Below are 26,594 nucleotides of genomic sequence, written 5' to 3' on the forward strand. Positions count from 1 at the left end.
TCCGGTAGGGCGTCAGAAAGTGATGTCCGCCGTATCGACCGTGCCGCCCTTTCGGCCCGGAGCCTCCTGCCAGTTCCAGTAGAGGTTCGTGTGCGAGACGACCTGCTCCGGGGCCGGCGCGCCGTAGGCGGTGAGGTCCTCCGTGGTGTGGGCGTCGGCGACCAGGGTGGCGTCGTAGCCGCGGACCATCGCGCCGTGCAGGGTGGAGCGTATGCAGGCGTCCGTCTGCGCGCCGGTGACGACCACACGGCCCACGCCGCGTGCGGCGAGCACGGACTCCAGCTCGGTGTCCTCGAAGGAGTCTCCGTAGCGCTTGTGCACAAGGGGCTCGGTCGCTTCGCGGATCAGCTCGGGGACGTACCGCCAGGGGGCGCTGTCCGGCTTCAGCTCGTCGCTGGAGTGCTGGATCCATACGACAGGGACCGCCTCGGAACGGGCCTTGGCCAGCAGGGTGTTGATGTTGGCGATGACCTCGTCGCGGTTGTGGGAGCTGCCCACCACTCCGTTCTGCACGTCCACGATCAGCAGGGCGGTGTTCGGACGGTTCGGAAGAGTCGTCATGGTGCCCACCGTAGACGGCGGCACTGACAAACAAGGTGAGCGAGATGGACGGTCGACGCTAGCGTGGCCGCATGAGTGCTATGGCCGGCGGTGACTACGTGATTCGGGCGATACGGGCGGACGAGTGGGAGGCCGTCAAGCGGTTGCGGATGGCCGCGTTGCGGGACCCGCTGGCGGACATCGCGTTCCTGGAGACCTATGACGAGGCCCTGCGGCGGCCCGACTCGTTCTACCGGGAGCGGGCGGCGCGTTCGGCCGAGGAGCCGAGTGGCGCGCGGCAGTTCGTCGCGGTGGCGGCGGACGGGGAGTGGGCCGGAACCGTGACCGTGCTGATCGAGGAGGCCGGGACGACGGACTGGGCCGGGTTCCCGGTCGAGCGGCGGCAGGGGCATGTCGTGGGGGTGTTCGTCCGGCCCGAGCACCGGGGAAGCGGTCTGGTCAAGGCGTTGTTCGACGCCGGGGTGGAGTGGGCACGGCAGCGGGGCGCGGAGCGGGCTCGGTTGCTGGTGCACGCGGACAACCCGCGGGCCCAGGGGGCGTACCGCAAAGCGGGATTCGTGCCGAGCGGGGTGCTCGTGCCGTTCTTCAAGGACAAGGCGGAGACCGAGATCGAGTTCGTTCTGGAGTGGCCGGCCTAGACGGTCCTGCTCTCCTCACCCCTGGAACTGGCCAAGGCGGCCCTAGACCCAATACCGGTGACTTTGGTGTGTTTTGGTCGTTGGGTGGGTTGTGCCAAGGCCGGGTCAGGTGAAGTCGTCGAGGGTTGATCGGTTCTCGGATCGGATCGCGTTGGGGGTGCTGACGCGGGCTTTTCCGCCGGAACTGGTCGACGAGGTGATCGCGGAGTGCGGCAGGGTCGAGCAGCGGACGCGGTTGCTGCCAGCACGGGTGGTGGTGTACTTCGTCCTGGCGATGTGCCTGTTCTTCGGGCAGGGCTATGAAGAGGTGGCCCGGCTTCTGGTCCAGGGGCTGGAGCGTGAAGGCCGGTGGGCGACCACCTGGCGGGTGCCCACGACGGCGGCGATCGGGCGGGCCCGGTTGCGGCTCGGGCCGGAGCCGTTGCGGGCCCTGTTCACCCGAGTATGCCGGCCAGTGGCGGTCGCGCGGACGCAAGGCGCCTGGTACCGGCGGTGGCGACTGGTCGCGGTGGACGGCACAGTCTTCGACGTTCCGGACACTGCTGCGAACGCCCAGTTCTTCGGGCGTCCCGGTACCAGTCGCGGGCAGGGCCGCAGTGCGTATCCGCAGGCGAGGGCGGCGGCCGTGGTCGAGTGCGGTACCCATGCCGTGTTCGCGGCCGAGGTCGGAGCACTCAAGGTCCACGAGACCGCCCCGGCCCAGAGGCTGTTCCCCGCGCTGACCAAGGGCATGCTTGTGCTCGCCGACCGGGGCTTTTGCGGCCTCGACCTGTGGCGGGCCGCGAAGGCGGGCGGCGCGGACCTGCTGTGGCGGGTCCGCAGCGTCGTGGTGCTGCCGGTCCTGGAAACCCTCACCGACGGCTCCTGCCTGTCGGAGATCGTCGCCGCGCGGGACAACTATCGGCGCGCGGACCCCGAGCGGGTGCGGGTGATCGAGTACACCCTCGGCCCACGCGGCGGTGACGGCACCGTCTACCGGCTGATCACCACCCTCCTCGACCCCGGCCAGGCACCGGCCGAAGAGCTTGCCGCCCTCTATGCCCAGCGGTGGGAGATCGAGAACACCCTGGACGAGATCAAGAACCACCAGGGCGTCCCAGGTCTGGTACTGCGTTCCCAGCACCCACGCGGCGTCGAACAGGAGATCTTCGCGTTCCTGCTGGTCCACCACGCGCTGCGGGACCTGATGCACCAGGCCGCCCTCAAGGCCGGGCACGATCCCGACCGGATCTCCTTCACCCGCACCCTTCGCGTCGTCCGCCGCCACGTCACCGGGCAGGCGGCGCTTTCCCCCCTCGCGACTGGCCCGGTCCATCGCCCATAGCCTGCGTGAGATCACCGAACGAGTGCTGCCCGCACGGCGGTTGCGCTCCAACCCCCGCGTGATCAAACGCAAGATGTCCAACTGGGCCCTCAAGCGTGCCGAGCACCACAGCCCACCACGGCCAGACACCCCGACGGTCCGGCTGGTCGGGCCAACCAGAGCCACCTCAAGCAGCCGGAAAACAACCTAAATCACCGGTATTGGGCCTAGACCGGCAGTTCCCGGTGTGGCCAGCGGGAGCGGGCCTGTTCGTGGGAGCGGAGGAGGGCGAGGGTCGGCAGGCCCTGGTCGGGGCCTGCGGCCAGGAGGTCGGGGAGCTGGGGGAGCGGAGCCACGGCCGCCACGTCGTCCAGGACCAGGGTCAGTGGTGGGTCGAGCCGACCGGAGGATGACCGTTCGGCCATGCGCCGGCCGTGCTCGACCACGCTGGAGACGAGGGCCGTCAGGAGAGGCATCGCGCCCGGGTTGGTCCTGGGGTCCTCGATGGATTCACCGACCACATAAAGCGTGCCCCCTTCGGCGACGAAGGAATCCAGGGCGAGGGCATCGGATCGGTTGGGTGTGCAGGCCTCGCGGATGTTGACCGTGAAGAGGGCGGCGAGCGCCCGGGCCGTCAACTCCTGTGCGATGTCCCGGCGCTCGGGATGGGACGTGAGGGCGGCTTCCAGCTCGCCGGCGGCGCCGGGGGCGGCCTTCGGGTGGGTGCGGAGGGTTCGTACGGCGTCCTGGACACCGGTGCCCTGTGCCCAGCGGTGGACGTGGCGGACCGTGCGGTTCTCCAGAGCGGCGGCGTGGAGATAGCTGCGCAGGAGGGTCTCCGCCGTGTCGGCGACCGTCTGGTCGATCCTCGCGGTGGGCTTGACCGGGGTGAGGAGGGCCTGCGCGCGCCGGATCGCGGTGGGCTTGTCCTCGCAGTGGGCGGTGGGGGACCAGTGGAAGCGGGCGGGGGTGTCGCAGAGGTGGTTCGGGTCGTAGAGGAGGACGGGGCCGAGTTTCGCTCTGGCGTCCTTCGTCTCCGACCAGAGAGTGGCGTTCGAGGTGACGACGAGGGCGGGGCCGAGCGCGTCCTGGATCGCCTGCAGCGCGATGGCCTGGCGGCCGTCCCGCGGTGCGATGTGGATCCTGGCCCAGGCGCCCGGCAGGTTGCCGCCGGGGGCGGGGCGGACCGCCTCCGGGCCCTGTTCGGAGCCGGGGTGCTCCACGATCTGCGCTGTCGGGAGCGACGGCTCCAGCGGATGCGCCGGCTCCATCGGGCGCGCCGTGCCCCGGACCGGCCCGTGGCCCGTGCCACGGACTGTCCCATGGCTCGTGCCCCGGCCCGGCCCGTGGCCGGTGTCCAGGACCGTCTCCTGGACCGTTTCCGGCTCGGTGCGGGGGTCCGGAACCGCGGCCGCCCGACCGCTCTCCGCCGCCACGGCCGGCGCCGCCGTGGCGGCCCGTCTTCTCCTCCCGGCCCGCCACCGGGTCACCGTTCCCAGCACGAACACGGTGAGGACGGCCAGAACCATCAGCTGGCCGATGAACAGGCCCCAGAACAGCCCCCAGCCCGCCAGTTGAGCCGCCGGTGTGTCCGGCCAGGCGCCCGTGACGTCGTGCGGGGCGCCGATGAGGTGGCGCATCGCGAGCGGGGTACGGGAGAGGCGGACCGTCGACGGCCAGCTGCCGTGGGCGAACCAGGCCGCCAGTCCCGTCGCCGTCCACACCAGGATCGTGATGCCGAGCAGGAACCCGAGTATGCCGACCAGCAGGCCGTCGGGAATCCCGCCGCCGCCCCGCTGGTCGCGCTCCTGCCGAGGGTCCGGTCTCACGGACGGTCCTCCCTACGCCACCGTCGATTCGGAGTCACCGAGGTGCTGCTCCACGAAGGCCGCCGCCCGCTGTTCCGCCTCCAGTTCGGCCGCGACCAGGGCGTCGTCCCCGGACAACAGGACGTCGCTGGACGACTCGGTCATCGCGCGGTCCGTGAAGACGAGCGGGCGTTCCGTCTCGGTGACCAGGTGTTTGACCACCTGGACGTTGCCGTTGACGTCCCAGACGGCGATGCCGGGGGTGAGGGTCGGGATGATCTCCACCGCCCAGCGGGGCAGGCCGAGGACACGGCCGGTCGCGCGGGCCTCGTCCGCCTTCTGGGCGTAGACCGTCCGTGTCGAGGCCATCTTCAGGATCGCCGCGGCCTCCTTCGCCGCCGCGCCGTCGACGACGTCGGACAGGTGGTGCACCACCGCCACGAACGACAGGCCGAGCCGTCGGCCGAACTTCAGCAGCCGCTGGAACAGCTGGGCCACGAACGGGCTGGCGATGATGTGCCAGGCCTCTTCCACCAGGAAGATTCGCTTCTTGCGGTCGGGGCGGATCCAGGTGTGCTCCAGCCACACGCCGACGATCGCCATCAGGATCGGCATGGCGATGGAGTTGCGGTCGATGTGGGAGAGGTCGAAGACGATGAGGGGGGCGTCGAGGTCGATGCCGACCGTGGTCGGGCCGTCGAACATGCCGCGCAGGTCACCGTCGACCAGGCGGTCCAGGACCAGGGCGACGTCCAGGCCCCAGGCCCGTACGTCGTCCAGGGCGACGTTCATCGCCTCCGCCGACTCCGGCTCGGGGTGCCGTAGCTGCTCGACGATGTCCGTCAGGACGGGCTGGCGGTCGAGGATCGTCTCGTTGACGTAGGAGTGGGCGACCTTGAGCGCGAAGCCGGCGCGTTCGTCGAGGCCGTGGCCCATCGCGACTTCGATGATGGTGCGCAGCAGCGCCAGCTGGCCGGTGGTGGTGATGGCCGGGTCCAGCGGGTTGAGCCGGATGCCGTGGTCCAGGGCCGCCATCGGGTCGAGCCGGATGGGGGTTATCCCCAGCTCTTCCGCGATGAGGTTCCACTCGCCGACGCCGTCCTCGCCCTGGGCGTCCAGGACGACGACCTGGCGGTCGCGGAAGCGCAGCTGCCGCAGGACGTAGGTCTTCTCCAGGGCCGACTTGCCGTTGCCGGACTCCCCGAGGACCAGCCAGTGCGGGGCCGGGAGCTGCTGGCCGTAGAGCTGGAACGGGTCGTAGATGTAGCCCTTGCCGGAGTACACCTCACGGCCGATGATCACGCCCGAGTCGCCCAGGCCGGGGGCGGCCGTGGGGAGGTAGACCGCCTGGGCCTGGCCGGTGGAGGTGCGGACCGGGGAGCGGGTCGTCTCGACCTTCCCGAAGAGGAAGGACGTGAAGGCTTCGGTGAGGACGGACAGCGGGTCCCTCATCAGCGCATCAGCCTCTACCTTCGGATTCCGGTGGCGAAGGGAAGTGTGTTCACGAAGGCGCGGTGGTGCTCGCGGTCGCACCACTCCAGCTTCAGGTACGACTTTCCGGCGGACGCCCTTATCGTGCGCTTGTCGCGGTTGAGGGCCTCCGGGGTACGGGAGGAGACGGTGATGTAGCCGACCAGGTTGACGCCGGCCGCGCCGCTGGCCAGGTCCTCACCGCGCTGGTCGAGGCGGGTGTGGGCGGCGATGTCGCGGGGGTCGACGGTCCGGTTCATCTTGGCGGCGCGGGACGCCTCCGCCTCGTCGTTGGTCTTCTCGGTGAGCATGCGCTCGATGGCGACCTCGGTGGGTTCGAGGTCCATGGTGACCGCCACCGTGCGGATGACGTCCGGGGTGTGGACCAGGAGCGGGGCGAGGAAGTTGACGCCGACCGGGGTCATCGGCCACTCCTTCACCCAGGCCGTGGCATGGCACCAGGGCTCCCGGGTGGCGGACTCGCGGGTCTTGGCCTGGAGGTACGTCGGCTCCATCGCGTCCAGTTCGGCGGGCCAGGCGTTGCGCTGGGTCATCGCCTGGATGTGGTCGATGGGGTGGTCCGGGTCGTACATGGAGTGGATGAGGGACGCGAGGCGGCCCTGGCCGAGGGGCTGGCGGACCCGGATGTCCGCCTCCTGGAGGCGGGAGCAGATGTCGGTGAGCTCGCGGGCCATGACGACCGCGAGACCGGCGTCGCGGTCCAGCTTGCGGCCGGCCTGGGGGCGGGCGGCGCGGGCCATCACCTGGGCCTCGGAGGCCAGTTCGCGGGAGTAGTGCATGCAGGCGACGAGGTAGGCGCGGTGCTGCTCGCTGCTGGTGGAGACCATGGACTGGAGCTGGTCGTAGGAGCGGGCCAGCCAGCCCGGGGCCCTGTCGTCGCCGCGCTGGGCGACGTCCTTGGCGTGGGCGTCGGGGTCGGCGGGGAGGGTCCGGGCGAGCATCTGGAGGCGGGTGACGAAGCCGTCGCCGTTGGCCACGTGCTTGAGGAGGGTGCCGAAGCGGTCGACGAGGGCTTCCTGGTCCTCGGAGTCGCGCAGGCCGACGCCGGGGCCCTCGATCTCGATGGCCGCTGTCACCGTCTTGCGGTCCGCGTGCAGGAGCACGGCGATCTCGTCGGGGCCGAAGGGGGCGGCGAGCCAGCTGATGCGGCCGATGCCGGGCGGGGGGCCGATCTCGACCTCACGGCCGTCGAGGCGGGTGCCGGCCTCGGCGGCGCTGGAGCGGTAGACGGTGCCCTTGCGCAGGTTCCGCTTGTAACTGCGGTTGATCTCGAACCACTTGTAGAACGTGCGGCGCTTGTACGGCACGTAGACCGCGGCCAGCGCGATCAGCGGGAAGCCCATGAGCAGCACGATCCGCAGGGAGAGGACCGGGACGAGGAGCCCGCACATCATGCCGAGGAACGCGCCCACGATGATGAGCGCGATCTCGCCGGACTCGCGGTTCCTGCCGATGATCGCGTTCGGCCGGGCGCGGCCGATGAGATACGTACGGCGGGGCGTGATCGGATGGGACAGGTGGGACTCGGTCGTCAACGCCCTTCACCTCCCGAGCTGTTGTTGCGGGTGTTGCTGGCATGCGGGGTTTTCGCCGGGCTGGGCGCGCGGGGTGCGGGTGCGGCGGAGGGGACAGTTCCGCCGCCGCCACCGTTCGGGGTGCGCGTGCTGTGCGCGGCGACACCGCCCGAGGCGGGGTTGGACGGGCGGGCACCGGAGGAGCCGGAACTCCCGCCCCCGCCGCCGTTGTTGTCGGCGCGGGCGCTGTGCGTTCTGATGCCCTGGGCGACGAGGTTGGCGGGGCTGCTGATGACCGCGGCGGCCTTGCCTTCGGCGCCCTGCATGATGCGGTTGCTGCGGCCGGCCGCGATCTCGTCGCCGAAGCCGGGGACGAAGCGGTAGATCATCGCGCTGGCGAAGATGGCGAGCAGGATGATGGCGAGGCCGGAGACGACGGCGGAGAAGGCGTCGGGGCCGCCGTCGGAGGACAGGGCGCCGGCGAGGCCCAGCACTATCACGATGACCGGTTTGACGAGGATGACGGCGATCATGATGCCGGCCCAGCGGCGGACGTGGCCCCACAGGTTCTTGTCGACGAGGCCGGCGTAGACGACGGTGCCGAGGAGGGCGCCGACGTAGAGCAGGGCGGCCCTGATGACGAGTTCCAGCCAGAGGACCCCGGCGGCGAGGATGCTGACCAGGGAGACGACGATCAGCATGATGGGGCCGCCGCCGATGTCGTTGCCCTTGTTGAGGGCGCCGGAGAAGGTGCCGAAGAACGTGTTGGTCTGGTCGCCGGTGGTCTTGGCGAGGACGTCGGTGACGCCGTCGGTCGCGGAGACGACGGTGTAGAGGATCAGGGGGGTGAAGGCGGAGGCCAGGACGGTGAGCCAGAGGAACCCGACGGCCTCGGAGATGGCCGTGGTCAGCGGGACCCCGCGCACCGCGCGCTTCGCCACGGCCAGCAGCCACAGCAGGAGGGTGAGGATCGTCGATGCGGCGAAGACCACGGCGTACTGCTGGAGGAACTTCTCGTTCGTGAAGTCGACGCTGGCGGTCTCCTTGACGGCACCGCTGAGCTTGTCGATGGTCCACGAGGCGGCTTTGGCGCAGCCCTGGGCGAGGGAGGCGAGGGGGTCGAGGGTGGAGGTGAGGGGGTCGTTGGTGGAGGCGCCGCCGCTGCCGCCGGAGCCGCTCTCACAGAGCTGCAGTGAGGGGCCGCTCATGCCCGCGCAGTTGTTGCTGCTCGGGGTGGCGGACGGGCTCACGGAGGGGGAGGCGCTCGGTGACGGGGCCGCGAAGGCGCGGGTGGCCAGGAGGACGGCGCAGGCCTGCGCGGAGGCCACCAGGCCGGTCAGCTTGAGCACGCGGTGCTGGCTAGCGGGCATAGGTGAACCCTCCGAATTCCTGGACCGCCTTGCTGATCTCGTCGGATCCGGACACGGGGTTGTCCCCGTTGACCGGGGTGGGGCCGGTCCGCTGGCTGGATTCCAGGACCTTCCAGTCGCCGCCGCTCCAGTTCAGCTTCATGGTGACGGTGAACCAGTTGCTGGTGACCGGGTTGGTGGAGGTCTGGCTCGCGATGCCGAACAGGCCGTTGCACCAGACCTCGACGGTGGCGGCGCTGTCGCTGTACGACGTGACCGTGGTGCCGGCCGGCAGCGTACGGCTGACGAAGGTGCTGCCCTTGGGGGCCGTGCCGTCGGCGGTGAGGCCGGCCTTCGTCAGGAAGCCGGCCGAGTAGTCGCTGTCGAAGCCGGACTGCATGCTGTTCACGACGCCGGGGTCGGCGACGGTCTGCACGATCGCGTGCCGTCTGGCCGTGTTGAACATGCCGTCGGAACCCAGCGCGATCGCGTAGTTGGCGGCCGCGCTCTGCGCCCCCTGTGCGTTGTGGGCGAAGCCCGTCGGAATGCCCTGGCTCCTGGTCGCCACCGGCTTCGTCCCGCTCGCCGCCGTCGAAGACGTCACCGGCCGGCTGCCGTCCGCGGCGCTGCCGGTGTCGGCGGTGTTCGAGGGGTCGTCGCCGCCGCCTCTGTTCGCGAAGGCGATCGCCGCGATCAGGAGGACGACCACGCCGACGACCGTGACCAGGCTCCGGGAGGAGGACCGGCCGCCGCGGCGGCTGGCGCCGCCGTACGGGTCCTCGGGCAGGCGGGTGCGGGTGTGGCCGGTCTCCGGGTAACCGGGCTCGTCTCCGAGGCTCATGCCGGGTACTCCCCCTCCACGTCGTACCGGAACGCGTAGCAGTACGACGGTAGCCGTGCTGGTTCCCGCGCGGGCGCGGTGTGGTGACTCGACATCAGGGAAACGCAACCTCGGGGCGGGGAAAAGGGAGGTGCAGGTCGGCTAGACGGCCATGCCGTACACGATGGTGAACAGGGTGCCGAGTGAGCCGATGATGAAGACTCCGGTCAGACCGGCGATGATGAGGCCCTTGCCTTGTTCGGCGCTGAAGGTGTCGCGGAGGGCTGTGGCGCCGATGCGCTGTTTGGCGGCGCCCCAGACGGCGATGCCGAGGCAGATCAGGATGGCGACGGCCATGACCACCTGGATCATCGTCTTCGCTTCGTTGCCCAGGCTGCCGAAAGGCCCCCAGTCCGGAGCGATTCCGCCGATGATGGTGTTGATGTCTCCCTTGTCGGCCGCAAGGAACATGTAAGTCACCGCCCCTGGTGGGTAGTTCTGTCCGCCTCTGCCGAGTGCAGAGGTCACGCATCATTGTCGCCGACAACGCCGCCGGAGTATGTCGACTTGACGTCATTGATTGGCGGGTTTCGTACGAAGGTATCGTACGGTCACTCTGTGTATCACGGCAGGTCACGCCGGGCAATGAGGGCTGTGCGGAACCTGTGGTGTGGTTCCGTCGTTGACCCCTCTTACGGCCTGGCGGGGTTTTTGACGGCCAGTCGGGTGACAGGCACCGTCCCGATGTTCTCATGACGAACGGGCCGCGGCTGGTTGCCGCGACCCGTATGAGGCTGGTGCCGGACTAGTTGGCGAAGGCGGTGATGCCCTCGGGGGTGCCCCAGCCGGTCGGGCCGTCGTAGCCGGTCGTGGCGGTGCAGTAGTACGAGGTGGAGCAGGAGCCGTTGCTGCCGCTCGTCACGTCGTTGAGGGACGAGGTGCCCGCGTAGTCGTAGGGGTACTGGGCGGGGTAGGTGCCGCTGGCCGGGGTGCCGGCGAGCGCGTAGACCGAGGCGATGATCGGCGAGGAGACGCTGGTGCCGCCGAAGGTGTACCAGCCGGCGGTGACGCCGTAGGAGTCGTAGACGGAGACGCCGGTGGCCGGGTCGGCGACCGCGGAGACGTCGGAGATCATGCGCTTGGTGCAGCTGGTGTCGGTCTGCCAGCTGGGCTTGGCGTCGTAGGAGGAGCAGCCGGAGCCGGTGCCCTCGGTGCTGGACGTGTTCCACACCGACTCGGTCCAGCCGCGGCTGTTGGAGGACGTGGACAGCTTGGTGCCGCCGACCGAGGTCACGTAGCGGGAGGCGGCCGGGTACTCGGCGCCGTAGCCGCTGTCACCGGCGGAGACGGTGATGGCGACACCGGTGTGATTGAAGTACGAGGAGTCGTACGAGGTGTCGGAGGACGACTCGGAGCCGCCGTAGCTGTTGGACACGAACTTCGCGCCCAGGGTGACCGCCTCGTTCACCGACTTGCCCAGGTTGGCCATCGTGGCGCTGGTGGCCTCGACGAGCAGGATGTTGCAGTTCGGGCAGATCGCGGAGGCCATGTCGAGGTCGAGGGAGATCTCCTCGGACCAGCCGGCGTCGGAGGAGGGCAGCGAGGTGGTGGAGCCGGTCTGGCTGACCTTCTTGAAGCAGCCGTTGGCCGTGGTGCAGGCGGAGAGGCCGTAGTACGAGCGGTAGGTCGCGAGGTCGGACTCGGCGTTCGGGTCGTTGTACGCGTCGACGATCGCGATGGTCTCGCCCGAGCCGTTGGAGGCGGCGGCGGAGGTCAGGCCGTAGGCCGACCGGAGGTTGGCCGGGCTGTAGCCGGAGGGGGTGGAGGCGTCGGCGGCCTTGGGGGTGATGCCGGTCTTCGCGGCCTGCTGCTTCTGGTAGGCGGTGAGGCCGCCGGTGACGCGGTAGGAGTTGCAGGCCAGTTCGCCCTTGTGCTTGGGGGTGGCACAGGGGGTCGCGGTGTAGGTCACCTTCGAGGAGACGGAAGGTGCCGCGTCGGCCTGGACGGCGGTGCCGAAGCCGGCGAAGACCAGTGCGGCCGTGGCCGCTGCGGCGGCGCCGATCCGGCGCCGGCTACCGCGGTCGGACGCTCTGTTGGGGGGAGTGGAACGCATGCGTGCAGCCTCCTGAGTTCCGGAACTGGGGTGGGAACAGGGGCGGTGCGGGTGCGATCTGGTGCGTTCGCCGTCGGTACGGGTTCCCCGGCGGCGGGGCGGCGGCCCGCGAAGAGAATCCTTTGTTGAGTACGCGACAACAAGAGGCTGCTGGAATCCTGACTTCCGCATTGCCGAACACAGCCTTCGCGTGACCCTTCAATGGCCGCCCGTTGTCTTGCGGGTGACGGGCGCTTGACTCAACCCACAGCGAACACACGGGAGTTGCAAAGAGCATGCAACCGGTGTCGGCGGGGGCATGAAAGACGGGCCACGGCCGGCTGCCGTGGCCCGTCTCCCTTTCCCTGCCGCCGAGGGGACCCCACGTCCCCCTCACGGTGGCGGCTCCCCGTGACCCGACGGGGAGGTCAATCGGTGCGGGCCTCAGCCGGTGAAGGCGTCGGTCCCCTCGGGGGTGCCCCAGCCGGTCGGGCCGTCGTAGCCCGACCCGGCGGTGCAGAAGTACGAGGTGGAGCAGGTGCCGTTGCTGCCGCTGGTCACGTCGTTGAGGGCGGAGGTGCCGGCCGCGGCGTACGGGTACTCGGCCGGGTAGTCGCTGCTGCCCGGGGTGCCGGCCAGGGCGTAGACCGAGGCGATGAGCGGCGCGGAGGCGCTGGTGCCGCCGTAGGTGTTCCAGCCCGTGCCGTCGGAGCCGTAGGAGTCGTAGACGGAGACGCCGGTGGCCGGGTCGGCGACCGCGGAGACGTCGGAGATCATGCGCTTGGTGCAGCTGGTGTCGGTCTGCCAGCTGGGCTTGGCGTCGTAGGAGGAGCAGCCGGAGCCGGTGCCCTCGGTGCTGGACGTGTTCCACACCGACTCGGTCCAGCCGCGGCTGTTGGAGGACGTGGTGAGGGCGGTGCCGCCGACGGCGGTCACGTACCGGGAGGCGGCCGGGTACTCGGCACCGTAGCCCTCGTCGCCGGCGCTCGCGGTGATGGCCACGCCCGCGTGCTTGTAGTACGAGGTGTCGTACGTCGTGTCCGAGGACGACTCGGAGCCGCCGTAGCTGTTCGACACGAACTTGGCGCCCAGCTTGACGGCCTCGTTCACCGCGGTGCCCAGGTTGGCGTCGGACGCGGACTTGGCCTCGACGAGCAGGATGTTGCAGTTCGGGCAGGTCGCGCTGACCATGTCGAGGTCGAGGGACTCCTCGCCGGCCCAGCCGCTGTCGGCGGCGGGCAGCGAGGTGGTGGAGCCGGTCTGGGAGACCTTCGTGAAGCAGCCGTTGCCGGTGGTGCAGTCCGGCAGGCCGTAGTACGAGCGGTAGGTCGCGAGGTCGGACTCGGCGTTCGGGTCGTCGTAGGCGTCGACGATGGCGACGGTCTCGCCCGAGCCGTTGGAGGCGGCGGCGGAGGTCAGGCCGTAGGCGGACTGGAGGTCGCTCGGGCCGTATCCGGTGGGGGAGTCGGAGGCGGCGTCCGGCTTGACGGTCTTCGGCGCGATGCCCTTGAGAGCGGCCTGCTTCTCCATGAACGCGGTGGTGCCGCCGGTGACCCTGAGGGCGTCGCAGGCGGCGTAGCCCTTCTTCGGGGTGGCGCCGCAGCCGGCCTTCTCGTACCGGACGTGGGCCTTGGCGACCTGGGCGGCGACGGCCCTGGCGCTGACCCTGTGGGTGGCGTCGGCGGTCGCGGTGGCCGCGCTGGCGTGGGCCGCGGTGCCGAAGCCGGCCACCAGGAGCGCGGCGGTGGCGGCGGCTGCCGAACCGATCCGGCGCCGTCTGCCGCGTATGTGGGGGGAGTTGGGGGTGGTCGTACGCAAGGTACAGCCTCCTGGGTGGGGTTGGGACAGAGGCCTGCGAGTGGGGGGCCACCGGTGTGGTTGCCGGTGGGGGCGGCGGCCCGCGACGAACCATCCCCTTGTTGAGTACGCGACAACAAGGTGGGTTTCGGAATTCTGACTTCCGCGTTACTGAAGGGCGGGAAGGGCTTACTGATCATTGGGGGCCGGATGGCCGGAGTTTGGGGTTCGATTGACCTGAAGTCCGGTGCGGGCGGGGCTCAATGCGCGTTGACCGGGGCGTACCGAGCCGCCAGGAGGGCCGAACGAGCCCCGGATCAGCGGGGCTTGAGGCCGTACAGCATGAGGTGGATGTGGTGCTCCAGACCGGTCAGGACCGCCTCCGGCCGGAGGCTGCCGTTGGTGGCCAGCGCGGCCAGGCCGTGGACGCCGGCGGCGGCCGTGAGGGTGACGGTCTCCGGGTCGCCCGGGACGATCTCGCCGCGCCGCTGGGCGTCGGCCACCAACGTGACGAAGGAGCCGAGGGACAGCTCGGCGGCGGCGGCGAGTTCGGTGCCGATGTCCGGGGCGTGCTTGCGGGAGTACATCAGCTCCAGCAGCTCGGGGTTCGCGACGGCGAAGGTGACGTAGGCGCGGGCGAGTGCGGTCATGCGCGGTTCGAGGGTGGCGTCCGGGAGGTCCGCCGCGGCCAGGGCCTGGTTCAGGCGCTCGTACCCGCTGAGCGCGAGGGCGTCCAGCAGTGCCTGCTTGTCCTTGAAGTGCCGCCCGGGGGCGGCATGGCTCACCCCGGTGTCGCGGGCCAGTTCGCGCAGGGACAGGGCGGCGCTGCCCCGCTCGCGCAGGGTGCGCTCGGCGCCGGCGAGCAGGGCGGCGCGCAGGTCTCCGTGGTGGTAGGGGCGGCTTTGCGGCATGGGTGCCATCGTAACCCGATGTAGCCGCCGCAAGCTTTGTTGTCGTTGACATCATTGTTGTCGACGCCTACATTGGCGTCATGGCTGAGAAGAATCGCAAATGGAATGTTTCCGACCTCCCTGCTCTTACCGGCCGCACGGCCGTGGTCACCGGTGCCAACAGCGGCCTCGGCTTCACGGCTGCGGACGCGCTGGCCCGGGCGGGCGCGCACGTGGTGTTCGCGGTACGGGACCCGGAGCGCGGGCGGGCCGCCGCGGCCAGGGTGAACGGCAGCACCGAGGTCCGCCGCCTGGACCTGGCCGACCTGTCCTCGGTACGGGAGTTCGCCGCGGGCTGGGACCGGCCGCTGGACCTCCTGATCAACAACGCGGGCGTGATGATGCTCCCGGAGCTGCGCACCAAGGACGGCTTCGAGATGCAGTTCGGCACCAACCACCTGGGCCACTTCGCGCTGACGAACCTGCTGCTGCCGTATGTCACGGACCGCGTGGTGACGGTCTCCTCGGGCCTGCACCGGAGTGGTGACGGAGTGATCCACTTCGACAACCCGAACCTGGAGGGCTCCTACACCCCGAATCGTGCCTACGCCCAGTCCAAGCTGGCGAACCTGTTGTTCGTGCTGGAACTCCAGCGCCGCCTGACGGAGGCCGGCTCCCGGGTCCGCGCCCTCGCCGCCCACCCCGGCTACGCGGCCACCAACCTGCAGAGCCACACCGCCAGCCGGCTGGCCCGCCTGGGCATGCGGCTCGGCAACCGTCTCGTCGCCCAGGACGACCGCGCGGGCACCCTCCCCACCCTGTTCGCGGCGACCCAGGACCTGCCGGGCGCGAGCTACGTCGGCCCGGACGGCCTGGGCGAGATGCGGGGCGCGCCGACCCTGGTCGGCCGCAGCGCGGCGGCCAGCGACCCGGCGGCGGCCCGCAGGCTGTGGACGCTGTCGGAGGAGATGACGCGGGTGCGGTGGCCGCTCGGCGTCGAGGCCGCGTGAACGGCGGGACGGCCGGTTGACCGCCCGGCCACCGGAGGCCCGGCGGACCCGTCGAGGCGCCCGGATACGGTGGGCGCATACGATCGACACGACGGCTCTCCGGGAGGTGGCCGGATGAGCGCCGGCACCGTGGACTTCACGCTCGACGGCCGTACGGCCCTGGTGACCGGCTCCGTGCGGGGTCTGGGCCTGGAGATGGCGCGGGGACTGGCGGGCGCCGGCGCGCGGGTCGTCCTCAACGGCCGGGACGCGGCGGCGCTGGCGGAGGCGGTCTCCCGGCTGCGTGCGGACGACGGCCTGGACGTGACGGGCGCCGCCTTCGACGTCACCGACCGCCGGGCCGCCGAGGAGACGGTGACCGCCCTCGGCGCGATCGACATCCTCGTCAACAACGTGGGCCACCGGGACCGCAGGGGCGTCGAGGAGATGACCCCGGACGAACTCTCCGCGCTGCTCGACGTCCACCTGACGTCGGCGTACGCGCTGAGCCAGACGGTCGCCCGGGGGCTGGCCGCGCGGGGCGTCCCGGGCCGCATCATCAACGTCTCGTCCGTCGTCGGCCAGCTCGGCCGTATCGGGGACGTCGCCTACGCCACGGCGAAGGCGGGCCTGGACGGCCTGACCCGGGCGCTCGCCGCCGACCTGGGTCCGAGCGGTACGACCGTGAACTCGGTGGCCCCCGGTACCTTCGCCACGGAGGTCAACGCGGAGCTGGCCGAGGACCCGGAGTGGGGCAGGTGGCTGCGCACCCGGACGGCACTGGGCCGATGGGGCCGCCCGGCCGAGATCGCGGGCATCGTCGTCTTCCTGGCGGGCGACGCGGCGTCCTTCATCACCGGGCAGACGATCGCGGTGGACGGCGGGATGACCACGACGTTCTGAGCGCGGGGCGGGGGAGGCGCGGTGGTGGTCCCGGAGGCCGAGGACCGCGCGAGGCGTTTCGTCGGCACGGGCGACCGCGCCGGGGCCGGTGTCTTCCAGGTGCTTGCGGTCGTCGAAGCCGACGGTGCCGAACCGCGCGCGGCGCACCGTGGCAGGAGATCCGGCCAGGGACGGGTTCGGCCTCCGGCGACGGCAGTGCGGTGTGCGGATCACGATAGGGTCCGCCGCATGTCAGACGCGATAGCGACTGCGATCACCGCGGCCGCCGGCCTCGGCGGGGCTCTCCTCGGCGCGGTGCTCCCGCAACGCTTCAACGCCCGCGAACGTGCCACCGAGGCCGAACTCGCCGACCGCAGACGCTCGTTCGAGGAACGCCGAGCGGCGTACACGGCCATGAACCGCGCCTCCGAGCAGTTCCACACACTCCTCAAGGACGCACTGCACCGAATCCGCGACGGCGTCTACACCGAGGAGGACCGCACCGGTCTGGAGAACTCCCGCAGGGAGTACCGCGACCACTACGCGGCGGCCCAGATGATCGTCCCGCTGCGGATCATGGAGGCGTCGCGGGAACTCAACAAGGTGCTCGCGGGGGTGGACGCGGCGGCCAAGCGCGTCGACCGCGGCCTCGCACGCGACGGGGAGAGCGTCGAACACCTGCTCGTCGAGATCAAGCAGGCGGAGCCCCGGCTGGTGGCGATGCGGACACTGATGAGGACGGACCTGGGGATCCGGGACTAGCCACGCGCCGTACACCCGTCCCGAGGACGGCGCCTGTCAGGGCGTCACTGCCGGTGAAGTTCCCTCGTCGCGGTGCGGTGGGTCGGCCGCAAGGGCGGTTCCCGGAAAAATCTCAGTGAAGTCGGGAACCGTTTCTCACCTTTGTGGGAGACAGTGGGCGCTGATGAAGCGCACCTCACGCATCTCCGTCACCTTGCGACGCGTCGCGCTCTGCGCCGTGCTCGTGCTGGCCGCCACGTCGGCCTCCGTCGCGGCCGCCGACGAAGCGGCGGGACCGTTCGGAGTGACCGCGGTGGTCGGCGACACGGCCGAGAGCGCCCGGGCCGGGGCGCTGTTCGGCGCCGACAAGGCCGGGAGCCTGTCCGGCAACCACTTCTGCACCGCCTCCGTCGTCCACAGCCCGCAGCGGGACCTGATCATCACCGCCGCGCACTGCATCGACGGGGAGGGGGACGACACCGGGCTGGTGTTCGTGCCGGGTTACCGGGACGGACAGGCGCCGTACGGGGTGTGGAAGGTGGGCAGGCGGTACCTGCCCGACGGATGGGCCCACGGGCAGGACGAGGACAGTGACATTGCCTTCGCCGTCGTGGACGAGCTGGGCGGCAAGCGGGTCGAGGACGTGACCGGGAGCAACCGGTTCGCCGCCGGGGTGGCCACCGGTGCCACCGCCGTCACCGTCACCGGCTACCCGGACTCCCGCGAGGTGCCGGTCAGCTGCACCAACCGGCCCGTCGCGCGCGGCGCCACCCAACAGCGCATCGACTGCCCCGAGTTCACGGGCGGTACGAGCGGGAGCCCGTGGGTGAACGGGGACCACGAGGTGGTCGGGGTGCTCGGCGGGCACGATCAGGGCGGGTTGACGCCCGACGTCTCCTACAGCGTGGTGCTCGGCCGGGAGGCCGCCGAGCTGTACAAGGACGCCACGGGCGGCTGAGCCGGCCGCCTGAGAAGGCGTCATGTGCGCCGTCTTCCCGTGAAATAGCGCCACTCTCCGTCGAAATGGCGTTGAACAGCCCTGACATGGGGGAGGGTTGGGGCGTGCGGAAAGTATGGGTGATCGGTGGCGCGGCGGCGGCGCTCGGGCTGAGCTTCGTCATGCTGCTCGTCATCGGTGTGTACCTCGTCGCCGGGAACCTGCTGGGCGGGGTCGGCGGCGCCGGCAAGACCCTGGCCAAGGGCGCCGTACCGGCCGCGTACTCCACGCTCGTGCAGAAATGGGGCAACCTCTGCCCCGCCCTCAACCCCGCCCTGCTCGCCGCACAGCTCTACCAGGAGAGCGGGTTCAACCCGAGGGCGCAGAGCGCGGCGGCCGCGCAGGGGATAGCTCAGTTCATCCCGGGGACCTGGGCCACCCACGGCATCGACGGGAACGGCGACGGAGTACGGGACGTCTGGGACCCGAACGACGCGATTCCGTCGGCCGCCTCCTACGACTGCGAGCTCGCCTCGTACGTCAAGGACGTTCCCGGGAACGTCTCCGAGAACATGCTCGCCGCCTACAACGCGGGGGCGTACGCGGTCATCAAGTACAAGGGGGTGCCGCCGTACAAGGAGACCCAGAACTACGTCAAGACGATCACCACGCTGGAGCAGAGTTTCGCCGCGCCCGTCAGCCGGCTCTCCCCGACCAAGCAGGCCGCCGGGGCCATCAACTATGCCCAGAGCAAGCTCGGCACCCCCTACCTGTGGGGAGGCAACGGCACCGCCGCGGACGGCGGCCGCTTCGACTGCTCCGGGCTGACAAAGGCGGCGTACGCCCATGTCGGGATCACGCTGCCGCGAGTCGCCAACGACCAGTACAACGCGGGGCCGCATCCCTCGCGCAACGAACTGCTCCCCGGCGATCTCGTCTTCTTCTCCACCGACCTCTCGAACTCCCGCGCCATCCACCACGTGGGGATCTACGTCGGCGGCGGATACATGATCGACGCGCCCTACACCGGGGCCGTGATCCGTTTCGACCCCATCGACTCGGCCGACTACTTCGGGGCCACCCGGGTCACCGAGGATGGCGCGAAAGCACTCCCCACGACGGTGTGAACGGAGCGTATGACCTACCCCCTGAGCTGGGGCTTCGTGTCTCTCTTCGATAACGTCTGCGTGATCATTCGGTGGAACCTGGAACGCAGTGGTGTGGGCCGTGCGTTCCTGTTGACGTAACCGACCACGGGGGTGGCAGCGAGCGACGCACACCAGGTGCGTCCCGGAACGACGACGAAGGGGCCACAGCGCGATGGCTGTAATCGCCGAATCCGGATCGAACCCCGACGTCGACCTGCTCTACGACATCAACGGCCTGGCCAAGGACGCGCCGCACTGGTTCGACCGGGCCATGGAGTTCGTCGGGGAGTACGGGCTGCTGGTCGCGATGGTGCTGCTGGTGGTGTGGTGCTGGTGGTCCGTGCGGCGCCGGGCCGACGAGGACGTGCCGGCCACCATGGCCGCGCTGGTGTGGGCGCCGCTCGCCGCCGCGATCGCCGTCCTCGTGAACGTTCCCATCCGCGGCTTCGTCGAGCGGCCCCGGCCGTTCCTCACCCACCAGGGGCTCGACGTCCTGGTCTCCGGCAAGACCGACTACTCCTTCGTGAGCGACCACGCGACGATCACCATGGCGCTGGGGGCCGGGCTGTTCGTCGCCAACCGGCGGTTCGGGATCGCGGGGATAGCGCTGGCTCTGGCGGAAGGGTTCTGCCGGGTGTACATGGGGGTCCACTATCCGACGGACGTGGTCGGGGGGTTCGCCCTCGGTACGGCGGTCGTGCTTCTGCTGTCTCCGCTGGCCACGGCCTTGCTGACGCCGCTGATGAAGGCGGTGGAGGGGGCGCCGAGGGTGGGGTGGATCGTGCGGAGGCAGTCGGCGCGGGTCGGACTGGTGCCGGGGGGCCGGGCGCCGGTGGAGTCGGAGGAACGGGACCTGGCGGCGTAGACGGGGCCGGGCCGCGGGAGTGGGGACGCTTACCGGCGCCGGCCGGGTGCCTCCCCCAGCCTTCGGCCGGGGGACCCCCAGCGCCCACCCTCCCCCACGCTCGGCTTCGCTCGCGCGGGGGGACCCCCATCGCCCAGGGGCACGACTGCCCGCGGCTATGTGAGACACGGCTGGGCGGCGCGCCCCTTCAGGGGCGCGGGGCTGTAGTCGATATGCGGCTCCGCCGCGTGGGCGCGACCAGCCCCCACGCACCCGCAGCCGAACGATTTCTACAACCCCTGCGCGTACGAGAAGAACCTCTCCGGGTCGTACTGCTTCTTCACCTTGCCCAGCTTCGTCACGGCGTCGCCGTAGTACGCCTTCTTCCAGCCGGTCAGCGTCGGGTCCGTGTAGTTCTGGTAGGCCGCGCCGGACGCGTACGGGCTCATCGCGGCGTGCGCCGCGTTCAGCCAGGACTGCCCCGTGCTGCCGGAGGAGCCCGCCCCCCAGGACACGATGTACTGCGCCAGCATCCGCGACCGCCGGTGCACGAACGCCGTCGCCGTCGGCGCCACCCTGTTCACCGCTCCGCCCAGCGCCGTGAACGCGATGCTGCCCGCACCGCCCCGGACGGCGGCGATCTGCCGCAGGGCCGTCTGGATGCCGGCCGCCGAGAGCGAGCGGTCGAAGAAGTCGGAGCGGGCCGTGTACGTCTCGCGGCCCAGTCGACCCTGGGGGGAGCGGCCCGGCGTGGAGCCGGGCAGGTGGCACTGCGCCTGGGTGGCGAAGGAGGAGCAGCCGGCGTAGATCTCCATCACCTCCTCGTAGCCGTGGCGGCGCAGCGAGACGGAGGAGGCGTTGGCGCCCGCCTTGTGGGCGAGGGCGTCCACGGCGTTCTGCAACTCGCCGTACGTGCCCATCGAGAAGCAGGCGACCGAGACGCGCGGGCCGCTGCCCGAGTTCTCCAGGTGCAGGGAGGACCAGATCTCGTCCGGCTGGGAGGGGCCCCACTCCTGCCAGGCCTTGAGGACCTGCGCCGCCTTGGACCACGGCCAGGTCAGGTACCCCGTGACCCCCTGCGGGGTCGGGTGGGTCCTGAACTGCAGCTCCGTCACGACGCCGAAGTTGCCGTTGCCGGCGCCGCGCAGTGCCCAGAAGAGGTCCGCGTTGTTGCTCGCGTCAGCGGTCACCTGGGTGCCGTCGGCGGTGATGAGCGTCGCGCGCGTGAGGCTGTCGCAGGTCAGGCCGTACGCGCGGGAGGCGACCCCGTGGCCGCCGCCGAGGACCAGGCCGGAAACACCGACGGTGGGGCAGGAGCCGGCCGGTATGGTCACGCCCTTGGCCGCCAGGGCCCGGTAGACGTCGATCAGTTTGGAGCCGGCGCCGACGACCGCCGTGCCGCCGCTGACGCGGACGCGGTTCAGTTTCGAGACGTCGAGGATCAGACGGCCGTCGCCGGAGGAGTAGCCCGCGTAGGAGTGGCCGCCGTTGCGGATCGAGACCTTCAGGGAGTGGGCCTGGGCGTACGACAGCGTGGTGCGGATGTCGTCGGCGTGGGCCACGTACGCGACCGCCGCCGGCTTCAGGCCGTCGAAGCGGGTGTTGTAGAGCTGGTGGGCCGTCGTCCAGGAGGCGTCGCCGGGGCGGACCAGGGTGCCGTCCAGGGCGTGCGCGAGGGCCGTCCAGTTGGCCGCGGCCGCTGCGCTGGTGGTCTTCAGTGGCGTACGAGAGGATGAGGATGCTGTCGCGAGTGGCGCCCCGGTCATGTGAGTCGCGGTGGTGCCGCCGGAGCTGCACCCCGTCAGTGCGGTCGCCGCGAGGGCGGCCGCTCCGCCCGATATGAAGGAACGCCGTTCCATGCCCGTGCCTTTCGTCGGCTGTCGTGGGACGAGACGGCGTCCGTCGCACACGGGTTCCGGTGCGGTGTAACGAACGCTGTGACGTCGTAACGGCTGTGATGGCGAACGCCGATGACTTGTTCGCGCGACCCGCCTGTTGGAACCGGCATGTGCCCTCACCGTGAGCATTCCGTGACCTAACCGGGTCGACGGCAGGGGTTCACCCCCCGTTCACCTATGGCCATCGGCGGCTTCACCTGTTCTGCCTAATTTCGGCCTTACCGGGTGCGGTGAGCGGCCAAGAATGCGCATTCAGGAGGCCCTTGCCCACCACCTACTTCGCACGCCGCCGAAGGTGGCGCCTCTGGAAGGAACTCCCGAAAGTGAAGCTTCAGCGCAAGAACCGGCTGCGCGCCCTGTCTCTCGGTGCTGTCGCCGTCTCCGGCGCCCTGGCCCTTACGGCGTGCGGCTCCGACGACACGAGCAGCGGCTCGGGCGGCGCTTCGGCCTCGGCCAGCTCCAGCTCCTCCATCAAGTGCGACGGTGCCAAGGGACAGCTGCTGTCCGACGGCTCCTCCGCGCAGAAGAACGCCGTCGACGCGTGGGTGAAGAACTTCTCGCAGGCCTGTGGCGTGCAGATCAACTACAAGGCCGGCGGCTCCGGCGCTGGTGTCACCGCCTTCACGCAGGGTCAGATCCCGTGGGCCGGCTCGGACTCCGCGCTGAAGCCCGAAGAGGTCACCGCTTCCAAGAAGGTCTGCTCCGGTGGTCAGGGCATCGACCTTCCGATGGTCGGCGGCCCGATCGCCGTGGGCTACAACCTCTCCGGTGTCGACAACCTCGTGCTGAACGCGTCGACCCTCGCCAAGATCTTCAACAGCAAGATCGCGTACTGGGACGACGCGGCGATCAAGAAGCTGAACCCCTCCGCGAAGCTTCCCCACCTGAAGATCCAGGCGTTCCACCGCTCGGACGACTCCGGTACGACCGACAACCTCACCAAGTACCTGATCGCCGCGGCCAAGAGCGACTGGCCGTACTCGGGCGGCAAGACCTGGCAGGCCAAGGGCGGCCAGTCCGCCGCGCAGTCCTCCGGTGTGGCCCAGCAGGTCAAGCAGACCAACGGCTCGATCGGTTACTTCGAGCTGTCCTACGTCGGTGACGGCGTGACTCCCGTCAGCATCGACACGGGCGCCAGCGCCCCGGTCGCCCCCAGCACCGACAGCGCCACCAAGGCCATCGCGGCCGCCAAGGTCGTCGGCACCGGCAGCGACCTCTCGCTCTCGCTGGACTACGCGACCAAGGCCGAGGGCGCCTACCCGATCACCCTGGTCACCTACGAGATCGTCTGCGACAAGGGCAACAAGGCGGACACGCTGCCGACCGTCAAGGCCTTCCTGAACTACATGGCCTCCGAGGACGGTCAGGGGATGCTGGCCGACCTCAAGTACGCCCCCATGCCCGACGAAATCATCGCCAAGGTCCGTACCACCATCAACGGCCTCAGCTGATCTGAGTGTGCGGTCCGGTCCCGGGGCCTGATTCCCGGGACCGGACCGCGCTGTCCGGTGCACCGCCGCCAGAAGCCCTACTCGCGTACGGCTTCGCAGGGCCGCACACAGCGTGCGGTTCCGCAGACCGGAGAACCTGATGGACATAACCACCAAGAACACAGAAGACGCTCCCCTTCCCCCTCCTCGGCCGACCGTGGCTGAGCAGAAGCGCAACGCCCGCGGTGCCACCCGCCCCGGTGACCGGGTCTTCCTCGGTCTCTCCCGCGGTTCCGGCATCCTGCTGCTGGTGATCATGGCCGCGATCGCGGTCTTCCTCGCCTACCGCGCCTCGCTGGCGATCAGCAAGGACCACGGCAACTTCTTCACCACCTTCGAGTGGAACACCAACCTCGTCCCGCCGGTCTTCGGTATCGCGGTCCTGGTCTACGGCACGATCGTCTCCTCGGTCATCGCCATGGGCCTCGCGGTGCCGGTCGCGGTGGCCATCGCGCTGTTCATCACGCACTACGCCCCGCGCCGACTGGGGGGTGCCATCTCGTACGTGATCGACCTGCTCGCCGCCGTGCCGTCGATCGTCTACGGCCTGTGGGGCGCGCTGATCCTCGTACCGCACATGAACGGCCTCTTCGGCTGGCTGAACGACTACCTCGGCTGGACCGGTCTCTTCTCCTGGGACGAGGGCGCCCCGCGCTCGATGCTCACCGTCGGCATCCTGCTCGCGATCATGATTCTGCCGATCATCACCAACGTGAGCCGTGAGGTCTTCCGTCAGGTGCCGCAGATGCACGAGGAGGCGGCCCTGGCCCTCGGCGCCACGCGCTGGGAGGTCGTCCGCATGGCCGTCCTGCCCTTCGGCCGTTCCGGTGTGATCTCCGCGTCGATGCTCGGCCTCGGCCGTGCGCTCGGCGAGACGATGGCCGTCGCCACCGTGCTCTCCCCGGACTTCGACATCCACCTGAGTCTGCTCAATCCGGGCGGCGGCACCTTCGCCCAGAACATCGCCTCCAAGTTCGGCGAGGCGACGCAGGACGGCCGGGACGCGCTCATCGCCTCCGGTCTGGTCCTGTTCGTGATCACCCTGCTGGTCAACGGCGCGGCTCGCATGATCATCGCCCGCCGCAAGGAGTACTCGGGGGCCAACGCATGAGCACCGCAGCCGTGACCGACAAACGTCCCAGCACTCTGCGCGGGGCCAGTCTGCCGAAGTGGTCGTTCTGGGCGATCGCCGCCGGGTCCATCGCCCTCGGCCTTGGCATCAGCGCCGCCGCCGGCCTGAGCAGCAGCATCCAGTGGGCGCTCATCGCCGCGGTCCTCTTCGTCCTCGGCACCTACGTCATCGCCGCGCGCGTCGAGGGCCGCCGCCAGGCCAAGGACCGCATCGCGACCGCCCTGGTCTGGGTCGCCTTCCTGCTCGCCGTGGTGCCGCTGGTCTCCCTGATCTGGACGACCGTCTCCAAGGGCGTGAAGAAGCTCGACGTCTACTTCCTGACCCACTCCATGGGCGTCGTCGCCGACGCCCAGCCGGGCGGTGGCATCTACCACGCCATCGTCGGCAGCCTGGAGCAGGTCGGCCTCGCCACGGTCATCGCCGCGCCGATCGGCGTGCTGACCGCCATCTACCTGGTCGAGTACGGGCGCGGCCGCCTCGCGCAGGCGGTGACCTTCTTCGTCGACGTGATGACCGGTATCCCGTCGATCGTCGCCGGTCTGTTCATCCTCAGCCTCATGCTGATCTTCGACATGCAGCCGTTCGGCTTCGCCGGCTCGCTGGCCCTGGCCATCCTCATGATGCCGATCGTCGTCCGCTCCACCGAGGAGATGCTCAAGCTCGTCCCGAACGAGCTGCGCGAGGCCTCGCTGGCGCTCGGTATCCCGAAGTGGCGCACCATCCTGAAGGTGGTCCTGCCCACCGCGATCGGCGGTATCACGACGGGCATCATGCTGGCGATCGCCCGTATCGCGGGTGAGACGGCGCCGATCCTGCTGCTGGTGTGGGGCAACTCCTTCATCAACACGAACCCGTTCGAGGGTGCGCAGCAGGCGCTTCCGCTGTACATCTACCAGCAGTACGCGAACAGCTCGGGCTCGACGTACGCGTACGACCGTGCCTGGGCGGCCTCGCTCACGCTGATCGCCTTCGTGATGATCCTGAACCTGGCGGCCCGCGGCATCGCCCGCTGGAAGGCCCCCAAGACCGGTCGCTGACCGGCCGACAGCGACCGACTCCTGGAAGTGAAGAAGTAATGTCCAAGCGAATCGACGTGAGCGGGCTCTCCGCCTACTACGGCTCCCACAAGGCCATCGACGACATCTCGATGAACATAGAGCCGCGCACCGTCACGGCGTTCATCGGCCCCTCCGGCTGCGGCAAGTCGACGTTCCTGCGCACGCTCAACCGCATGCACGAGGTCACCCCGGGCGGCCGTGTCGAGGGCAAGGTCCTCCTCGACGACGAGAACCTCTACGGCGCCCACATCGACCCGGTGGCGGTGCGCCGCGAGGTCGGCATGGTGTTCCAGCGCCCGAACCCCTTCCCCACGATGTCGATCTTCGACAACGTGGCCGCGGGTCTGCGGTTGAACGGCAACTACAAGAAGAGCGAGCTGACCGACATCGTCGAGAAGTCGCTCAAGGGCGCGAACCTCTGGAACGAGGTCAAGGACCGCCTGAACAAGCCCGGCTCCGGCCTCTCCGGCGGCCAGCAGCAGCGGCTGTGCATCGCCCGCGCGATCGCGGTCGAGCCGAACGTGCTGCTCATGGACGAGCCCTGCTCGGCTCTCGACCCCATTTCGACGCTGGCGATCGAGGACCTGATCGGAGAGCTCAAGGAGCGCTTCACGATCGTCATCGTGACGCACAACATGCAGCAGGCGGCGCGCGTCTCCGACCGCACGGCGTTCTTCAACCTGGCTGCCGTCGGCCAGCCCGGCAAGCTGATCGAGATCGACGAGACGGAGCGCATCTTCTCCAACCCGTCGGTCCAGGCCACCGAGGACTACATCTCGGGCCGCTTCGGCTGAGCCGGAACTGACCCCTCGCGGTGCTGCATGGCGGTGCCACCGCGAGGATGCAAAAGGGCCCGCCCCTGGCTCCCGGGGGCGGGCCCGACTTGCGTTTCCCCGCCGTTTGCCCTGCCCTGCCCACCCGCCCACCCGACTCGGTTCTTTGGAGAGGTGAGGTCGAGGGTGGGGGGACCTGTTGCCGGGCGGCTGCGGGTGAGTGGGGTGGTGGCGCCGTGACGGGTGGGTGGGGCCGTTGTGCGGCGGCTGCGGGTGGGTGGGGGTTGCTCGCGCAGTTCCCCGCGCCCCCAGACGGCGGCTGCGCCGCCAGGCGGGGGCCTGTGCCGCCGGACGGTGCTGGGCCGCCAGGTGGGGGCTGCGTGCCTGTCTGCCGGGGCGGGTTAGTGGGTGTAGGGGGTGTGAACAGTTGGCTGCCGAC

The 26,594-nt window shown here is 70.1% G+C and carries 23 protein-coding genes; 12 read left to right on the forward strand and 11 right to left on the reverse strand.

Translation table 11 applies throughout. From position 1 onward, the window contains the following. Positions 1–12: 12 nt before the first annotated feature. A complete protein-coding gene (locus LQ326_RS44580; RefSeq protein WP_234544844.1) occupies positions 13–561 on the reverse strand; it encodes an isochorismatase family protein in 549 nt (182 codons plus the stop codon). Between the two features lie 71 nt (positions 562–632). Here LQ326_RS44580 and LQ326_RS44585 point away from each other — a divergent pair, with 71 nt between their 5' ends. Next, the gene (locus LQ326_RS44585) at positions 633–1,199 is read left to right on the forward strand and encodes a GNAT family N-acetyltransferase (RefSeq protein WP_234544845.1); all 567 of its coding nucleotides are present in this window, start codon (positions 633–635) and stop codon (positions 1,197–1,199) included. A gap of 91 nt (positions 1,200–1,290) precedes the next feature. Further along, positions 1,291–2,523, forward strand: coding sequence for an IS4 family transposase (locus tag LQ326_RS44590; protein WP_234544846.1), 1,233 nt, complete (start codon positions 1,291–1,293; stop codon positions 2,521–2,523). A gap of 206 nt (positions 2,524–2,729) precedes the next feature. On the opposite strand, the gene LQ326_RS44595 is transcribed toward LQ326_RS44590, so the two are convergent. The 9 genes from LQ326_RS44595 to LQ326_RS44635 all read right to left on the reverse strand — a co-directional run bounded on the left by LQ326_RS44595 (position 2,730) and on the right by LQ326_RS44635 (position 14,293). Beyond that, the gene (locus LQ326_RS44595) at positions 2,730–4,331 is read right to left on the reverse strand and encodes a type IV secretory system conjugative DNA transfer family protein (protein WP_234544847.1); all 1,602 of its coding nucleotides are present in this window, start codon (positions 4,329–4,331) and stop codon (positions 2,730–2,732) included. Between the two features lie 12 nt (positions 4,332–4,343). Then, on the reverse strand, positions 4,344–5,762 hold the full coding sequence (locus LQ326_RS44600) for an ATP-binding protein (RefSeq protein WP_234544848.1): 1,419 nt from the start codon (positions 5,760–5,762) through the stop codon (positions 4,344–4,346). A gap of 14 nt (positions 5,763–5,776) precedes the next feature. Continuing rightward, a complete protein-coding gene (locus tag LQ326_RS44605) occupies positions 5,777–7,336 on the reverse strand; it encodes an SCO6880 family protein (RefSeq protein ID WP_234544849.1) in 1,560 nt (519 codons plus the stop codon). Next, the gene (locus tag LQ326_RS44610) at positions 7,333–8,685 is read right to left on the reverse strand and encodes a hypothetical protein (RefSeq protein ID WP_234544850.1); all 1,353 of its coding nucleotides are present in this window, start codon (positions 8,683–8,685) and stop codon (positions 7,333–7,335) included. The genes LQ326_RS44605 and LQ326_RS44610 overlap by 4 nt, the downstream gene beginning before the upstream one ends. Beyond that, the gene (locus LQ326_RS44615; RefSeq protein ID WP_234544851.1) at positions 8,675–9,505 is read right to left on the reverse strand and encodes a DUF8175 domain-containg protein; all 831 of its coding nucleotides are present in this window, start codon (positions 9,503–9,505) and stop codon (positions 8,675–8,677) included. Before LQ326_RS44615 ends, LQ326_RS44610 begins: the two co-directional genes overlap by 11 nt. Positions 9,506–9,646: 141 nt before the next feature. Next, complete coding sequence (locus LQ326_RS44620) at positions 9,647–9,955, reverse strand: DUF8827 family protein (protein ID WP_181804900.1); 309 nt, start codon at positions 9,953–9,955, stop codon at positions 9,647–9,649. Positions 9,956–10,289: 334 nt separating this feature from the next. After that, positions 10,290–11,597 carry a S53 family peptidase gene (locus LQ326_RS44625; RefSeq protein ID WP_234544852.1) on the reverse strand — a complete coding sequence of 436 codons (1,308 nt, stop codon included), beginning with the start codon at positions 11,595–11,597 and terminating at the stop codon, positions 10,290–10,292. A gap of 423 nt (positions 11,598–12,020) precedes the next feature. Then, complete coding sequence (locus tag LQ326_RS44630) at positions 12,021–13,394, reverse strand: S53 family peptidase (protein ID WP_234544853.1); 1,374 nt, start codon at positions 13,392–13,394, stop codon at positions 12,021–12,023. Between the two features lie 296 nt (positions 13,395–13,690). Continuing rightward, the gene (locus LQ326_RS44635) at positions 13,691–14,293 is read right to left on the reverse strand and encodes a TetR/AcrR family transcriptional regulator (RefSeq protein ID WP_234544854.1); all 603 of its coding nucleotides are present in this window, start codon (positions 14,291–14,293) and stop codon (positions 13,691–13,693) included. Between the two features lie 71 nt (positions 14,294–14,364). Here LQ326_RS44635 and LQ326_RS44640 point away from each other — a divergent pair, with 71 nt between their 5' ends. From LQ326_RS44640 to LQ326_RS44665, 6 genes are all read left to right on the forward strand, one after another. Beyond that, positions 14,365–15,273 carry an oxidoreductase gene (locus LQ326_RS44640; RefSeq protein ID WP_234544855.1) on the forward strand — a complete coding sequence of 303 codons (909 nt, stop codon included), beginning with the start codon at positions 14,365–14,367 and terminating at the stop codon, positions 15,271–15,273. 114 nt (positions 15,274–15,387) lie between these two features. Then, entirely contained in the window at positions 15,388–16,155 is a 768-nt protein-coding gene (locus tag LQ326_RS44645) for an SDR family oxidoreductase (RefSeq protein WP_234544856.1), read from the forward strand. 228 nt (positions 16,156–16,383) lie between these two features. Next, positions 16,384–16,896, forward strand: coding sequence for a hypothetical protein (locus LQ326_RS44650; RefSeq protein WP_234544857.1), 513 nt, complete (start codon positions 16,384–16,386; stop codon positions 16,894–16,896). A gap of 163 nt (positions 16,897–17,059) precedes the next feature. Then, entirely contained in the window at positions 17,060–17,833 is a 774-nt protein-coding gene (locus LQ326_RS44655; RefSeq protein ID WP_234544858.1) for a trypsin-like serine peptidase, read from the forward strand. A gap of 86 nt (positions 17,834–17,919) precedes the next feature. Then, positions 17,920–18,939, forward strand: coding sequence for a C40 family peptidase (locus LQ326_RS44660; protein ID WP_234544865.1), 1,020 nt, complete (start codon positions 17,920–17,922; stop codon positions 18,937–18,939). A gap of 193 nt (positions 18,940–19,132) precedes the next feature. Continuing rightward, positions 19,133–19,825, forward strand: coding sequence for a phosphatase PAP2 family protein (locus LQ326_RS44665; RefSeq protein WP_234544859.1), 693 nt, complete (start codon positions 19,133–19,135; stop codon positions 19,823–19,825). Positions 19,826–20,094: 269 nt separating this feature from the next. On the opposite strand, the gene LQ326_RS44670 is transcribed toward LQ326_RS44665, so the two are convergent. After that, complete coding sequence (locus LQ326_RS44670) at positions 20,095–21,663, reverse strand: FAD-binding oxidoreductase (RefSeq protein ID WP_234544860.1); 1,569 nt, start codon at positions 21,661–21,663, stop codon at positions 20,095–20,097. Positions 21,664–22,025: 362 nt separating this feature from the next. Between LQ326_RS44670 and pstS the strand changes: the two genes are divergently transcribed. The 4 genes from pstS to pstB all read left to right on the forward strand — a co-directional run bounded on the left by pstS (position 22,026) and on the right by pstB (position 26,176). Beyond that, complete coding sequence (gene pstS, locus LQ326_RS44675; RefSeq protein ID WP_234544861.1) at positions 22,026–23,153, forward strand: phosphate ABC transporter substrate-binding protein PstS; 1,128 nt, start codon at positions 22,026–22,028, stop codon at positions 23,151–23,153. Positions 23,154–23,292: 139 nt separating this feature from the next. Next, positions 23,293–24,303 (forward strand): phosphate ABC transporter permease subunit PstC, encoded by a 1,011-nt coding sequence (gene pstC / locus LQ326_RS44680; protein WP_234544862.1) that lies wholly within the window; start codon positions 23,293–23,295, stop codon positions 24,301–24,303. Next, positions 24,300–25,361 carry a phosphate ABC transporter permease PstA gene (gene pstA / locus LQ326_RS44685; protein WP_234544863.1) on the forward strand — a complete coding sequence of 354 codons (1,062 nt, stop codon included), beginning with the start codon at positions 24,300–24,302 and terminating at the stop codon, positions 25,359–25,361. The genes pstC and pstA overlap by 4 nt, the downstream gene beginning before the upstream one ends. A gap of 38 nt (positions 25,362–25,399) precedes the next feature. Then, on the forward strand, positions 25,400–26,176 hold the full coding sequence (gene pstB, locus LQ326_RS44690) for a phosphate ABC transporter ATP-binding protein PstB (protein WP_234544864.1): 777 nt from the start codon (positions 25,400–25,402) through the stop codon (positions 26,174–26,176). The last annotated feature ends 418 nt before the right edge of the window (positions 26,177–26,594 follow it).

The organism is Streptomyces shenzhenensis (assembly GCF_021462265.1).
Classification (GTDB): Bacteria; Actinomycetota; Actinomycetes; order Streptomycetales; family Streptomycetaceae; genus Streptomyces; species Streptomyces shenzhenensis.

What these genes read in the sequence shown, in the direction of transcription:
- LQ326_RS44580 (WP_234544844.1), bottom strand. Translation starts at nt 561, where the DNA reads ATGACGACTCTTCCGAACCGTCCGAACACCGCCCTGCTGATCGTGGAC.
- LQ326_RS44585 (WP_234544845.1), top strand. Translation starts at nt 633, where the DNA reads ATGAGTGCTATGGCCGGCGGTGACTACGTGATTCGGGCGATACGGGCG.
- LQ326_RS44600 (WP_234544848.1), bottom strand. Translation starts at nt 5,762, where the DNA reads ATGAGGGACCCGCTGTCCGTCCTCACCGAAGCCTTCACGTCCTTCCTC.
- LQ326_RS44610 (WP_234544850.1), bottom strand. Translation starts at nt 8,685, where the DNA reads ATGCCCGCTAGCCAGCACCGCGTGCTCAAGCTGACCGGCCTGGTGGCC.
- LQ326_RS44615 (WP_234544851.1), bottom strand. Translation starts at nt 9,505, where the DNA reads ATGAGCCTCGGAGACGAGCCCGGTTACCCGGAGACCGGCCACACCCGC.
- LQ326_RS44620 (WP_181804900.1), bottom strand. Translation starts at nt 9,955, where the DNA reads ATGTTCCTTGCGGCCGACAAGGGAGACATCAACACCATCATCGGCGGA.
- LQ326_RS44625 (WP_234544852.1), bottom strand. Translation starts at nt 11,597, where the DNA reads ATGCGTTCCACTCCCCCCAACAGAGCGTCCGACCGCGGTAGCCGGCGC.
- LQ326_RS44635 (WP_234544854.1), bottom strand. Translation starts at nt 14,293, where the DNA reads ATGGCACCCATGCCGCAAAGCCGCCCCTACCACCACGGAGACCTGCGC.
- LQ326_RS44640 (WP_234544855.1), top strand. Translation starts at nt 14,365, where the DNA reads ATGGCTGAGAAGAATCGCAAATGGAATGTTTCCGACCTCCCTGCTCTT.
- LQ326_RS44645 (WP_234544856.1), top strand. Translation starts at nt 15,388, where the DNA reads ATGAGCGCCGGCACCGTGGACTTCACGCTCGACGGCCGTACGGCCCTG.
- LQ326_RS44650 (WP_234544857.1), top strand. Translation starts at nt 16,384, where the DNA reads ATGTCAGACGCGATAGCGACTGCGATCACCGCGGCCGCCGGCCTCGGC.
- LQ326_RS44655 (WP_234544858.1), top strand. Translation starts at nt 17,060, where the DNA reads ATGAAGCGCACCTCACGCATCTCCGTCACCTTGCGACGCGTCGCGCTC.
- LQ326_RS44660 (WP_234544865.1), top strand. Translation starts at nt 17,920, where the DNA reads ATGGGGGAGGGTTGGGGCGTGCGGAAAGTATGGGTGATCGGTGGCGCG.
- LQ326_RS44665 (WP_234544859.1), top strand. Translation starts at nt 19,133, where the DNA reads ATGGCTGTAATCGCCGAATCCGGATCGAACCCCGACGTCGACCTGCTC.
- LQ326_RS44670 (WP_234544860.1), bottom strand. Translation starts at nt 21,663, where the DNA reads ATGGAACGGCGTTCCTTCATATCGGGCGGAGCGGCCGCCCTCGCGGCG.
- pstC (WP_234544862.1), top strand. Translation starts at nt 23,293, where the DNA reads ATGGACATAACCACCAAGAACACAGAAGACGCTCCCCTTCCCCCTCCT.
- pstA (WP_234544863.1), top strand. Translation starts at nt 24,300, where the DNA reads ATGAGCACCGCAGCCGTGACCGACAAACGTCCCAGCACTCTGCGCGGG.
- pstB (WP_234544864.1), top strand. Translation starts at nt 25,400, where the DNA reads ATGTCCAAGCGAATCGACGTGAGCGGGCTCTCCGCCTACTACGGCTCC.